Source organism: Methanotorris formicicus Mc-S-70 (genome assembly GCF_000243455.1).
Classification (GTDB): domain Archaea; phylum AGJL01; class Methanococci; order Methanococcales; family Methanococcaceae; genus Methanotorris; species Methanotorris formicicus.
The window spans coordinates 1-13980 of sequence record NZ_AGJL01000047.1; the positions used below are offsets into that span (position 1 = coordinate 1).

The window sequence follows — 13980 nt, forward strand, 5'->3', positions numbered from 1 at the left end:
ATTAGTTAGTATGATGTTCGGAGATACTGAGTGTTTACCATTATGCCAATATTTAAATAACTCCATTTATAGATTTATTTTTAAGATATTTTTAAAAATTAGAGTTATTGTGGATGATATTATGGTTATTAAAAAAATTGAAGAGGAATTTAAAACATCCCTAAAAACTGGATTGTCAACAGAAGAGGCAGAAGAGAGGTTAAAAGAATACGGATACAATGAAATCCCAGAGAGGAAAATCCATCCAATAATTAAATTTTTATCGTATTTTTGGAATCCCATTGCCTGGATGATTGAAATAGCCGCTATTTTGTCAGCAATAATTAAACACTGGATAGATTTTACCATAATTCTAATTTTATTATTGGTAAATGGTATTGTTGGTTTTTGGGAAGAACATAAGGCAGAAAATGTAATAGAATTTTTAAAACAAAAGATGGCTTTAAATGCAAGGGTTCTAAGAGATGGAAAATGGAAAACGATATTGGCAAAGGAGTTGGTGCCTGGAGATGTTGTTAGGGTTAGGATTGGAGACATAGTCCCTGCAGATATCGTATTGGTTGAGGGGGATTATTTGGTTGTGGATGAATCTGCCTTAACTGGAGAATCCTTACCAGTAGAAAAGAAAGTTGGGGATATTGTTTATTCCGGGTCTGTTGTTAAAAAAGGGGAGATAACTGGAATTGTTAAAGACACTGGGCTAAATACCTACTTTGGAAAAACTGTTAGGTTGGTTGAGAAAGCGGAAAGGGTCAGTTCATATCAAAAGATGATTATCAAAATAGGAGATTATCTGATAATTTTGGCGGTGATTTTAATAGCAATAATGGTTGCTGTCGAGTTATGGAGGGGAGCAAGTTTAATAAAGACAGTTCAGTTTGCATTAGTTTTGGCAGTTTCTGCAATTCCAGCGGCTATGCCTGCAGTATTGTCAATAACAATGGCTATTGGTGCTTTAAATTTAGCAAAAAAAGATGCCATAGTTAAAAAATTGGTTTCTATTGAGGAACTTGCTGGAGTTGATATTCTCTGCTCAGATAAGACTGGAACTTTGACAAAGAATCAACTTGTATGTGGGGAAATAATCACTTTAAATGATTTTAGTAAGGAAGACGTTGTTTTATTTGCCACTCTTGCTTCGAGAGAAGAGGATGCTGATGCAATTGATATGGCGATTCTGAATGAGGCAGAGAAGTTAAATCTGATAGAGAAAATAAAAAATTATAAGATAAAAAAATTCATCCCATTTGACCCAGTAATAAAGAGGACTGAGGCAGAAATAACTAATGAAAAAACATTTAAAGTTTCAAAAGGAGCCCCACAAGTAATATTGGATTTATGCAATGCGGATGAGGATTTTAGAAAAAAGGTTGAAGAGATTGTTGATAAACTTGCTGAAAATGGTTATAGGGCATTAGGGGTTGCTATTTATATGGATGGAAAATGGCACTTTACTGGAATAATCTCATTGTACGACCCTCCAAGAGAAGATGCTCCTTTAGCAGTTAAAAAAATCAAAGAATTGGGTGTTAAAATAAAAATGGTCACTGGAGACCACGTGGCAATAGCAAAAAACATAGCAAGGATCCTGGGAATTGGAAATAAAATAATATCAATAAGTGAATTGCTAAAAAAATTGAAGGGGGGTGAAATTAAAGAGGAAAAATTTGATGTCATTGTTGAAGAAGCGGATGGATTCGCTGAGGTGTTCCCAGAACATAAATATAGGATTGTTGACTCACTACAGAATAGGGAACATATGGTTGCAATGACTGGAGATGGGGTTAATGACGCTCCTGCATTAAAAAAGGCAGATTGTGGAATTGCTGTTTCTAATGCAACTGATGCTGCAAGGGCAGCGGCCGATATAATTTTATTATCTCCGGGAATTTCTGTTATTGTTGATGCGATTCAGGAGGCAAGAAGAATATTCCAAAGAATGGAAAGTTATGTTATCTATAGAATCACTGAAACGATTAGGATTTTATTTTTTATTGAATTGTGTATATTAGTTTTGGGCATCTACCCAATCACCGCCTTAATGATAGTACTCTTGGCAATCTTGAATGACATCCCAATATTAGCAATTGCTTACGACAATGTTGTTGAGCCAAAATCCCCGGTAAAATGGAAGATGAAAGAAATTTTAACCATTTCAACTATATTGGGATTTAGTGGAGTTATTAGTTCTTTCTTAATATTTTATATATCAGATGTTTTCTTGCATTTAACTCTTCCCGAGTTGCAGAGTTTTGTATTCTTGAAGTTGATATTGGCAGGACATGCAACCATATTTGTTACAAGAGTCAGAGATAGGTTGTGGAGAAAACCCTACCCAAGTAAATGGCTATTTTGGGGTGTTATGGGAACAAATATTATTGGAACAATTGTGGCTGCCGAAGGCATATTTATGGCACCGATTGGTTGGAAGATGGCTTTATTTATGTGGTTCTATGCACATCTATGGATGTTGATTAACGATGAAATCAAAATAATCCTTTTAAGATCTTATAGTATTTAAAAAACACGGGGTTGATAGTTGTGGACATTTATGATGCGGATGATGATAAAATAAAATAACAAAAAATAAAATAGTATAAGATATAACAATATAATAAATTTAAATTTTAGTATGAATTAGAATTTTAGGTACACTGTGCCCACTGTGGAGCACAGTTTTAAACGTACACCCTATCCACTATGGAATAGGGTTATGTAAACTCGGTTTTATTTAATATTTTGAATGATTATATATAAACATTGCGATTTATATTTATCTTTCAAAAATTGCTCATGGTGAGACCGTGTTTATAAATGGAGAATGGATAAAAAGGGATGATTTGGAAGTTATAAATCCCTACTCATTGGAAGTCATTGATAAAATAACCTCTTGCAGTAGAGAAGAGACAAAATATGCAATAGATGTTGCTAATGAACACAAAGAAGTTATGAAGAACCTTTCTCCAACAAAAAGATACAATTTACTCTTTAAAATTGCAGAGGAAATAAAGAGAAATAAAAAAGAACTTGCAAAAATCATCTCCCTTGATGTTGGAAGGCCAATTAGGCAGTCAATAATTGAGGTGGATAGAACAATAACAACATTCAAACTCTCTGCTTTTTATGCTAAGGAGTTGAGGGGGGAGGTAATTCCATCAGAGAGGTTGATATTTACAAAAAGAGAACCGGTTGGTGTTGTTGGTGCAATAACTCCATTTAACTTCCCACTTAATTTAGTAGCACATAAAATAGGGCCGGCATTTGCAGGAGGGAATACTGTTGTTTTACATCCGTCTGCAAAGGCATCTTTAATTGCAATTGAATTGGCAAAAATTATTGAAAAGGTCTTAAAAAGTTTGGATATTCCATTGGGAGTGTTTAATTTAGTTACTGGAATGGGGGGTGTTGTTGGGGATGAGATTGTTAAAAATGAAAATGTAAATATGGTTTCATTTACTGGAAGTATTGAGGTTGGTGAGTCAATAAGCAAAAATGCAGGAATGAAGAAGATAACCCTTGAGTTGGGGGGAAGTAACCCACTTATTATTTTAAAGGACTGCAACTTAGAGAAGGCTGTTGATGCAACAGTTAGGAGTTCCTACCTAAATGCAGGCCAGGTTTGCATATCTATTGGAAGAGTTATTGTTGAGGAAGGAATTGCAGATGAGTTTATAAAGAAAGTTGTTGAAAAATCAAAAAGTTTAAAGGTTGGAAATCCACTTGATGAAAAAACTGATGTTGGACCACTAATAACACTTGAAAGTGCAAAGAGAGTTGAGAATTTAGTCAATCAATCAGTTAAAGAAGGTGGAAAAGTTTTATGTGGGGGAAAAAGGGAAAAAACCTTCTACTATCCAACTGTTGTTGAAATTGACGAGGATAATATATTGGCAAATGTTGAGATATTTGGGCCTGTAGCACCAATAATAAGAGTTGAGAGTTTAGATGAGGCAATAGAAACAGCAAATAACACAAAATATGGATTGCATGCAGGGATATTTACCAACGACATAAACAAGGCGTTAATGGCTGCTGATGCACTTGAAGTTGGAGGGGTTATGATTAACGATTCTCCAACATTTAGGCAAGATAATATGCCATTTGGAGGGGTTAAAAAGAGTGGATTGGGAAGAGAGGGTGTTAAGTATGCAATAGAAGAGATGACAGAAATAAAAACAATTGTAATTAATAAGTAAGTGAGGAAAAATTTAAAAAACTTTAAAGATGATAAACTTAATTGATTTTCTTCAAAATCTTTCAAAATAATATTACATAATTATGGTGATTAGGTGGATTTTATGAACGTAATTGTAAATGGGAAACCAAAATCTGGAGAAACTTTGAGGGATGTTATAAAGGATGAACCTTATGTAGAGGGAGCAAATATCGTCATTATTAAAGGCAGTAAGAAGAAAGTGGAAAAAGAGGTAAAAAAATATGTTGTAAAAACAACAAAGGGAAGCATAACCATTGCAATAACAGAAAATAATGAGAGTTCAAAGTTCTGGAAGGAAAACTATAAACTCTTTGAAAATAAGAGTTTGGGATGGAAGAGTGGTGTGGATGTTTCCTTTGGAGCAATAACTATTGATTTAAACGTCAGTCCTGAAAAGAAGAGGTTTAAAAAATGGGATGTTGTGTTGAGTTTATCAGGTTTGGATAAGAATGAAGGGCATTTGGTTTTTGTTAAAAAAGATGTTGAAGAAATGTATGGTTTAGAAAATCCAAAAATGGGTATTGTTGTTGGCGGTAAGAGGGTAGTTTCAAACTTAGCAAAAGGGGATAAAATTATTTCCATTGAGCCAATAAGAGAGACAAAAGAGGAAGTTGATTATTTAGTAACAAAAGATTTGGACTTGAAGTTGGAAGATAACTGGGAGATTTATACTTACTTTGAGGCAACCTTTGATGAACTACCAAAGAGTGTTGAGCATGCGTTGGCAATAATGGAAGATGGATTCTTTGAGATTTCTGAGAATACAAACACCTATGTTGCTGATTGTAGGTTGCAGACATTGATAATTGATGAGGAAAACTTTAAAGATAGGGATAGGGGAGTTATAACTGTAAGAAATATTGGAAGCGGAACAGGAAAGGTTTACATCTATAGGGAAGGAAGAGTCTCATCACTATCCCATACAGTTGTTGGTAGGATAACGAAAGGTATGGAATTAATTGATTTTTCAGAGAATGGAATATTGACAGTAATTACAAATCCAAAAAGATTAAATGCTGTAGGTATGACTCAAAAAGAAGCAGAGGAAATGTTTAAAGAATATGGGGTAGAGGTTGTTAGGGAAGGCAATACTAACGATAACGCAATAATAATTGAGCAAATCCCAGAATACACAATGGAAATATTAAAAACAAAGAAGGTTAAAATTGTTGGAATTGAACCAGATAAATTGGTTTATATAAAAATATTTGATAAAGAGAGTCCAATAACAGCATGGTACTTCAGAAAAACTACTGGCTTAACAACAAGAAGGGTTGGAAGGTTGAAGGTTTATTTCAAGCATAAGGATTTGGTGATGTTTGAGGGTAATAAGGAATATGCAAAAGGTCTCCTACCTGAAAACACGCCAGAAGATAAAGTTGAGGCAAACACGATTGCAGTAACAAATATGGTTAAGAGATACAAAGGAATGATTGGAGTCAGGTTGAGTGATAGTGATAAATTTGGTCCTACAGGGGAAACGTTTGAGGGAACAAACTTGGTTGCAAAAATTGTTAAAAACGCAGAATATTTAATGAGTGTTAAGAATGGAGATACTGTATATCTATTAGAGATTAAATAGCACAAATATATATACCGGTTCAGTAAATTTAAGGAAAGGAACTGACTTTGATATTCATAAAAGGAGGAAGATTATGGAGTGGAAATGTGTTTGTCCATACAATCCAAAGTTGAAATTGAAGGACATCTATATTTACGATACAACTTTGAGAGATGGGGAGCAAACCCCGGGTGTTTGTTTTACAAAAGAGCAAAAGTTAGAAATAGCACGGAAATTGGATGAGTTGGGAATTAAACAGATAGAGGCCGGGTTTCCAATAGTTTCTGATAGAGAGGCAGAGATAGTTAAAACAATAGCAAATGAAGGGCTAAATGCTGAGATTTTAGGGTTATGTAGAGCATTGAAAAAAGATATTGATAAGGCAATTGAATGCGATGTAGATGGAATTATTACCTTTATAGCAACGTCCCCTCTGCATTTAAAATATAAGTTTAACAACAAAAGTTTGGATGAGATTTTAGAGATGGGGGTTAGGGCAGTTGAATATGCAAAAGAACATGGATTGTTTGTTGCCTTCTCTGCTGAAGATGCAACAAGGACACCAATAGAAGATTTAATCAAAGTCCATAAAGCCGCTGAAGAGGCAGGAGCAGATAGGGTTCATATAGCAGATACAACTGGATGTGCTACACCACAAAGTATGGAATTTATTTGTAGTGAGTTGAGTAAAAACCTTAAAAAAGCACATATAGGAGTTCATTGCCACAATGACTTTGGATTTGCAGTTATAAATTCAATATATGGGTTAATTGGAGGGGCTAAGGCAGTTTCAACAACAGTAAATGGCATTGGAGAGAGGGCTGGAAATGCGTCCTTAGAAGAGTTGATTATGGCTTTAACTGTATTATATGATGTTAAGTTAAATTTGAATATCGAGGTTTTAACTGAACTCTCAAAAATGATTGAGGAGTACTCAGGCATCAAATTGCCAAAAAATAAGCCAATTGTTGGAGAGATGGTATTTTATCATGAAAGTGGTATCCACGTGGATGCGGTTATCGATAATCCATTAACTTATGAGCCGTTTTTGCCTGAAGTTATTGGACAGAAAAGGAATATAGTCCTTGGAAAGCACTCTGGTTGTAGGGCAATAGCATATAAGTTGAAAGAAATGGGCATTAAAGTTAACAAGGAGGAATTGTGCGAGATTGTAAAGAGGGTTAAAGAGACGAGGGAAAAAGGAATCTTCATTGATGATGAAGTGTTTAAAAAGATTGTTGAAGAGGTTGTTAGGAGATAAATTGGGTCATTAATAATTTTAATAACAAAATCAAAATAAAAAGTTATTAATAATAGTTTTTGTATAGTTGTTTGCGTTATGATTAATCTTCACGATAATATCATGCTTAAGTTATTACTCTTTTAAAATTAATAAAAATAAGGAGGGAAATGATGGAAATAAATGGGGTAGTTATAGAGGATACATTTGCTGAAGCATTTCCAATATGGGTTTCAAGAATTTTGGTAACAGCGGCAACAGAAAAATTGGCAAAAATTGCTGCAACAGAAGCAACAGGATTTGGATGTTCAGTTATCATGTGTCCAGCAGAGGCGGGGATTGAAAAATACGTTCCGCCAACAGAAACACCGGATGGAAGACCAGGATACATCATCCAAATCTGCCACCCAAAGAAATCAGAATTAGAACACCAAATGTTAGAGAGAATTGGACAGTGTGTATTAACCGCTCCAACAACAGCGGCATTTGATGCTATGGGGGATGAGGCAGAGGAACAATTAAAAGTTGGATTTAAGTTGAAGTTCTTTGGAGATGGATATGAGAAAAAAGACAAAGTTGGGGATAAAACAGTTTATAAAATCCCAATTATGAGTGGGGAGTTTATAACAGAGAGCAAATTTGGAATTAAGAAGGGAGTTGCAGGAGGAAACTTCTTCATATTGGCAGAGAACCAAACTTCTGCTTTAGTTGCAGCAGAAGCAGCAATTGATGCAATTAACTCAGTTGATGGAGTAATTACTCCTTTCCCAGGTGGAATTGTTGCATCAGGTAGTAAAGTAGGAGCAAGCAATCCAAAATACAAATTCATGACTGCTACAACAAACCACAAGATGTGTCCAACATTGAAGGGGGTTGTAGAAGACAGTGAAGTTCCAGAAGATGTAAACGGAATTTATGAGATTGTTATTGATGGGGTTAGCGAAGAGGCAGTTAAAGAGGCAATGAAAGTTGGTATTTTAGCAGCAACAAAAGTTCCAGGAGTTAAGAAAATCACCGCTGGAAACTACGGTGGAAAATTAGGTAAGTACCAAATAAAATTGCATGATTTGTTTGAATAAATCCCCAATTTTTATTTTTTATTTTCTTCGTATATTGTTTTATTTAAATCTTTTTAAATTTGTGGGATTGTTATGAAGGATGAAATTGGAGTTATTGGATTTGATGACGCTCCTTTTTATAAAAACGATAAAACCGCTTTATTAATTGCCACATATTTTAGGGGAAATAGAATATTGGATGGAGTTTATTTTAAAAAAATCCAAAAAGATGGAAAAGATGCAACTGAAAAGATTGTAGATGTTGTTAAAGGAAAGCATTATCCAAAAATAAACGCAATATTCTTATATGGAGTTACGTTTGGAGGATTTAATATAGCGGATATATTCAAAATTAACGAAGAAACAAAAAAGCCAGTTGTTGTTGTAATAAGAAAAAACCCAAATAGGATAGATATGATAAATGCACTAAAAAAGCATTTTAACGACTGGAAAGAAAGGGCAGAACTTCTAAATTCATTTCCAGAACCAGAACCTATTGAAGGAATTTATATTCAATATGTTGGAATAGATGGGAAAGAGGTTAAAGAACTAATCAAAAAAACAAGATTAAAGAGCAAAGTCCCAGAATGTCTTAGAATTGCCCATTTAATTGGTAGGGGGTTTTTGGACTTATAATAACTTCAAATGCCCAACAACTTTGTTGATCTTTTCCTCCTTTTCTGGTCCAATACCTACAGCAGTGGTTGTTCCAGGTTCTAACTGTGTTCTTCCAGCATCTTTGATTAAACTACAAGGCAATTCAAGGGATTTTGCAGTTAAATAAATATCAAATAGTTCTTTTTCTGAATTGACCTTTAAAACTACCTTTTTCTGTCCTTCTCTCAACCATTCTTTAACAACATTCGGACATATCTTTTCAGCATTTAAAAATGCTTCTATTGCTGCATGACTTGCCTGGGCTGCAATTTTTCCTTTTCCCATTTTTAAGTCATTTCTTATAACAATTGCTTGCTTATACATGATTTTCCCTCAAAAAGTTATAAATAAATAGGTATGTATATCTCCAAATACTAAAAATTATCCATGGGGGAATTTTTTATGATTGATAAAATCTCAGTGGCAACTGCTGAATGCTTTACTCATGCAAAAATTGGAATAACCATTCATAAAGCGGCGAGTGGTTATGAAGATTTTGAATTCAAAGAAATTTTTGATAGAGAAGGATTAAAAATCATAAGAAATGTTAGAGTTTTGGCATCAATGTTCATACCCTCAGTTTATGCCGCTGAGAAACTGCTAAACATTAAACTTCCAGAACCTGATTACTCTTATGCATACGCAAAGGCATATACAGAAAAAAATGACTTAAAAGTTGCTTACTTAATGGCTAAGGGATTGAAGGATATTTTAAACTGCAATATTGCAATAGGTACTACGGCAGGAGTTGGTAGGGGAGGAATTTGTATACTAACAGATAAAAACAAATATACTTTCACAACAGATGTTTGTGGAAATTTATTAAAACATGAAAATATCTTAGAAAGGCAAAGAAATGGCATTGAGAAGGGATTGAGAAAGTTTATAGATGTTTTAAAAGATGAATATGTGAATGAATGACCTACTAGTTCCTAAACCTTTTCATGAACCTTGGGATAAATGAGATAGCCTCATCTATGGTCATTAAATCGTAGTTGTCCTTTAAATAACCCCTATCCTTCATAATCTTACCAACCCAATCAGCAAATCTTTTATCCTGTATAACAACAACACCATAATCAGTTTCCGTCCTTATCAATCTCCCTATCATTTGAACTACTGTTCTTGCCATTATGTGGAAAGACGTCATTAAAAAACCTCTCCAATGTGCGTCTTTAATACCTTTTCTCTTAAACGTTTCTTCTATCATCTTCTGTTCTTTTTTTATTAATGGAGTTGGTACTGGAAACGGAAGGGAGTCGATGATAACACTCGTTAATGCCTCCCCCGGGATATCAACCCCTTCAGCAAATCTTCCAGTTGCGAGTAGAATTCCTCCATTCTCCTCAAACTTTTCTTTTAATTTTTTTGCCTCCTTTCCATCCATATTTGCCTCGTAGGTGTAGATGTTTTTGTTGTCTATGTTCACTTGGTCTATATTGTTTAATAGGTAGGTATAAGCACTACTCAAATCCTCAAAACTTTTAAATAAAACAAGTGTGTTGCCATTACATGCCTCTATAATTTTTAATAGATTCTCGTTTGCTCTTTTTCTTTTTTTGCTGTTTCCTTCCCATTTCATATCTTCCCCATCTTTTAGGGCAATAATTTTCTTCCTGTCTTTTGGAAATGGAGAGGTTAATATTAGCATCTCAGCATCTTTAACTCCTGTTTTTAATGCATGAATCCTTAAATTCCCCAATGTTGCAGAGCAGTGTATAACCACCGCATCCCTATATAACTTCCTTAAATAAGACGAGACAACAATAGGCTCGCATAAAATAGAGCCATTATTTTTATAAACAACAAAGTTTTCATTTATGCTTTTTAAATTCCCTAAATTATCCAAAAATTCCATTAAATGCATTTCACTTATTCTTTTTTCATTAACAAACTGCAATTCCAATGGAATTAGTGCGTTGTTATCAACTTTGAACTTTAAATCCTTCTTATCCAACTCAACATTCTCTCCTAAGGTATCAATCTTTTCTTTTATGTTTTTTATTTGATAATAACCATCCAATAAAGTCCCCAATATTGCAACATCATCCTTATATTTCCAAGATGTTATCTTTCCCAATGTGTGATCAAATATGAGTGAATTTTTGCATTCTTTAACATCTGCAAACTTTTCCACATAATTCTCAACAACATCCCAAAATCTCTCCTCCCCCCTCTCCAAATGCTTAATTAATCTATAAGGGGCGTAATGGTAAACCATAAACTTAAGGCGATTTAACGCCACATCTGGATTTATTGTTATTGTAGCAGCGTTTCTTATACTCCCCTCCAATTTATGTGCCTCATCGCAGATTATAATATCCGTTTCTCTCTTTTTATCGATATCTTCCTTTGCATAATAATAAATGCTATTGTTCATAACCACTATATCTGCAAATATACTCTCAATTTTTGCCCTTTGGTAGTCACAAATGCAGAATGGGCAGTAGTATTTTACATCCCCATCCAACTCCAATGCAATCTTTTTTGTCCCACAATAGCAGATAGGCTTTTTATTTGGCCTATATTTGCATTTTTTGTTTAGTTGGCAATATAATCTATTTGCTTTATCGTTTTTAGATTTACAAAAGAAATTCCCCTTTCCCATCATAAAAGATACTTTTAAATTATGTTTTAGAGAGTTTAAATCATCTAATATCCTCTCCTGCTGGTCAATAGTTTCTGTTAAAATCATGACCCTCTTTCCCTTCTCTGCAAAATATAATGCGGGGATTAAATATGAGAGTGTCTTTCCTACTCCCGTAGGGGCTTCAACAACCAAATTTTTTCTTTTTGATATACAATCGAATATCTTCTCCATCATCTTTATTTGTTGTGCCCTTATTTTTGGATATGGAAATTTCTCCTTAACAAACTCTCTAAATTCGTAAATATCCATAAAATCACCTTAATTATAAAGTGCAACTCAAAAAAAACTAAAATAGGTTTAGTATTGATTAACTTTGTAATTGAATTATTGTTGATTTTCCTGTTGGATTTATAGTTGTTTGCGTTAAATATTAGAAAAATGCTTAATAAATTTAAGGAAGATTGCGACTTATTTTAAAATTTAAGACAAATACAACATTTAAGAATTTCGAAGCATATAAATAATTAGTAAAATCGCAAATAACTATAGTAATTCTTTATCAATAATGCCCTCTCCTTTAAATACATTTTTGTATATGCTAATTTTTTCCCCAATTTCTAAGAGTTTATCTATCTCCTTTTTGAGTGGCAACTTTCTAAAATGTTCCCTCTTATTTAACTCTCCCATAAATCTTATTATTTCCTCTTCATTCTCTTTTCTGATATACTCTTCCAATTTATTTAGATTATCTTTTATTCTATTTATTCGCTCTGAAACATCATAACCTATAAGTTCTTTGCATTTCTCAGAAACCTCATCCAAATTTTTACTCTTAAATATATTTCTTCCAAATTCTTCCCTTTCTTCCCAACTGATTATCCAATTGTCATCAATCTTTGTTTTTGAACTTTCCTCCATTGCCTCAAAAATAATATCATCCAACTCATCCAAATAAAGTTCTTCACAATATTCTATTGCCTTTTTTATTATTCTCTTATTGCATTTTCCTTTTTTTATTCCCTTACAGTAGTGTTTTATTATTAGTAACAAATCCCCATTCCACTTTACCATAAAACTAAATGGAAAGATTTTACACATGAGTGGTTTATACTCATAACCTTTCTCCAATTGGATTTTGCATAGGTTGTTATGTAATAGGATACATCCCCCCTCATTAACCTTTAACCTTTTCTTAAATATTCCATCTCCATAGTCCTCTATAGCATAAGAATAATTCTTTAACTTCAAAGTATCAAAATAATTCAAATATATCCTCCAATTCTCACAGGAACAACAATAAGCACATTTTATACATTCATACGTTATGCCATCAAAGGTTACCTCCCATTCCATACGGTATCACTTCAATTTTTATTTTTAAATTAATAAATATATAAAAATTAAATAGATTTTTTCAACCCTCTTGGTTTTAACATATCTTTTATAAATTCAATTAGATCCAAAGCATCATCCATTTTTTCAAGTTCTCTCATACTAATTACTGCTAAATTTTTATAATGCCTCTCTTTTTTCTCCAAGATTAGTAATGAATATCCATCCAGGAGTTTTGACATCTCCCTAACTAATATTGCCCTTCTTCGCATATCCTCATTTTCCCGCTCGCCAATATTTGTTAAGAGGATGTTATGTTTTTCTTCTGGATTCTTGTGTTTCTCTGCCACAGCATCGAAAGGGGCTCTTAGAGTTGGTATTAGGTTGAATCCTAATTCATCTAATATGTTCAGTGCCTGTTTTTTGTAGTCATCAACATCTCTCTTTGTATCTGAATGCCTGTCTTGAGTCATATCTAATTTTTGAATACCTACTGGTTCAAACAAGTCTATACCTTCCGCTAATGGGGCATCTAAATATTCCTCAATCCTTATAGCCACTTCCAATGATGGATTTGCCTTATTTTGCTCATATTTATATATGGTTTTTCTTGAAACTCCCGACGCTTCTGCCAATTCTCCAACAGATACGTTGAGTCTTTCTCTCACTTTCTTTAATGCCTCACCATCAATTTTTACAAAGAAGCCTCCCCTATGTGCATAAACTACTGGGGGACTACCCTTCAGGTACTCCTCAAATGTTTCATAAGTAACTGCTTTTATATTGTATCTATCATACACCACCCCATGCTCCATCATGGCATTTCTCGTTCTTATTCCTATTATTATTGGAACCGCAGATAAGATATTTGCTATTTTTATGAGTTCTTTTGACTGTTCTTCACTTAAACTGTCAATATTTTTTAGTATCTTTATTAGTAATCTCACATCTCCCCTATTGGCGATGATATCAAAACATGCTCTTCCCAAAGGTTGTGAGATGTTAAAGTTGTGAGTTTTTAGTAAGTTGATACATTCGGTTAATAACATTTCCCTCATCATATTAATCACCTGTCTCATACTAATCTATCTCATATATATTTTTTATGGTTATTCAGTATATAAATTTTATTGTGTAATCTTTTAAATTATTTAAATATATGAATATACTTTATTTTTATATATCAGAAACATTAATATAAGTTAATAGAAAATTCAATTGTTATAAATGTAAATTAGAATACATATTAATATGATATTTTGAGAAAAATATTATCCAACATTTGGGAGGAGGTAGTAATGGTAGTAAAAATAGGAATATTGAAGT

At 33.4% G+C, this 13980-nt stretch carries 11 protein-coding genes; 7 read left to right on the forward strand and 4 right to left on the reverse strand.

What is annotated here, in order from left to right:
* Positions 1–121: 121 nt before the first annotated feature.
* The 6 genes from METFODRAFT_RS07645 to METFODRAFT_RS07670 all read left to right on the forward strand — a co-directional run bounded on the left by METFODRAFT_RS07645 (position 122) and on the right by METFODRAFT_RS07670 (position 8711).
* On the forward strand, positions 122–2521 hold the full coding sequence (locus METFODRAFT_RS07645; RefSeq protein WP_048115761.1) for a plasma-membrane proton-efflux P-type ATPase: 2400 nt from the start codon (positions 122–124) through the stop codon (positions 2519–2521).
* Between the two features lie 283 nt (positions 2522–2804).
* Entirely contained in the window at positions 2805–4196 is a 1392-nt protein-coding gene (locus METFODRAFT_RS07650) for a lactaldehyde dehydrogenase (protein WP_007045006.1), read from the forward strand.
* Positions 4197–4298: 102 nt separating this feature from the next.
* Entirely contained in the window at positions 4299–5798 is a 1500-nt protein-coding gene (gene mmp3 / locus METFODRAFT_RS07655; RefSeq protein ID WP_007045007.1) for a methyl-coenzyme M reductase-associated protein Mmp3, read from the forward strand.
* A gap of 73 nt (positions 5799–5871) precedes the next feature.
* Positions 5872–7038 carry a homocitrate synthase family protein gene (locus tag METFODRAFT_RS07660; RefSeq protein ID WP_007045008.1) on the forward strand — a complete coding sequence of 389 codons (1167 nt, stop codon included), beginning with the start codon at positions 5872–5874 and terminating at the stop codon, positions 7036–7038.
* A 152-nt stretch (positions 7039–7190) separates the two neighbouring features.
* The gene (gene fhcD / locus METFODRAFT_RS07665) at positions 7191–8096 is read left to right on the forward strand and encodes a formylmethanofuran--tetrahydromethanopterin N-formyltransferase (RefSeq protein WP_007045009.1); all 906 of its coding nucleotides are present in this window, start codon (positions 7191–7193) and stop codon (positions 8094–8096) included.
* Positions 8097–8168: 72 nt separating this feature from the next.
* The gene (locus tag METFODRAFT_RS07670) at positions 8169–8711 is read left to right on the forward strand and encodes an endonuclease dU (RefSeq protein WP_007045010.1); all 543 of its coding nucleotides are present in this window, start codon (positions 8169–8171) and stop codon (positions 8709–8711) included.
* On the opposite strand, the gene pth2 is transcribed toward METFODRAFT_RS07670, so the two are convergent.
* Positions 8706–9056: a peptidyl-tRNA hydrolase Pth2 gene (pth2, locus tag METFODRAFT_RS07675; RefSeq protein WP_007045011.1), complete on the reverse strand. Its 351-nt coding sequence runs from the start codon at positions 9054–9056 to the stop codon at positions 8706–8708. The two genes, METFODRAFT_RS07670 and pth2, sit on opposite strands and share 6 nt — an antisense overlap.
* Positions 9057–9134: 78 nt before the next feature.
* On the opposite strand from pth2, the gene METFODRAFT_RS07680 reads away from it, so the two are divergent.
* Positions 9135–9653 carry a UPF0254 family protein gene (locus METFODRAFT_RS07680; protein ID WP_007045012.1) on the forward strand — a complete coding sequence of 173 codons (519 nt, stop codon included), beginning with the start codon at positions 9135–9137 and terminating at the stop codon, positions 9651–9653.
* 4 nt (positions 9654–9657) lie between these two features.
* Here METFODRAFT_RS07680 and METFODRAFT_RS07685 read toward each other — a convergent pair whose 3' ends face one another.
* The 3 genes from METFODRAFT_RS07685 to METFODRAFT_RS07695 all read right to left on the reverse strand — a co-directional run bounded on the left by METFODRAFT_RS07685 (position 9658) and on the right by METFODRAFT_RS07695 (position 13712).
* Positions 9658–11631, reverse strand: coding sequence for an ATP-dependent DNA helicase (locus tag METFODRAFT_RS07685; RefSeq protein WP_007045013.1), 1974 nt, complete (start codon positions 11629–11631; stop codon positions 9658–9660).
* 234 nt (positions 11632–11865) lie between these two features.
* The gene (locus METFODRAFT_RS07690; protein WP_007045014.1) at positions 11866–12675 is read right to left on the reverse strand and encodes a YkgJ family cysteine cluster protein; all 810 of its coding nucleotides are present in this window, start codon (positions 12673–12675) and stop codon (positions 11866–11868) included.
* Positions 12676–12722: 47 nt separating this feature from the next.
* Complete coding sequence (locus tag METFODRAFT_RS07695) at positions 12723–13712, reverse strand: transcriptional regulator (RefSeq protein ID WP_048115762.1); 990 nt, start codon at positions 13710–13712, stop codon at positions 12723–12725.
* Positions 13713–13980: the final 268 nt, after the last annotated feature.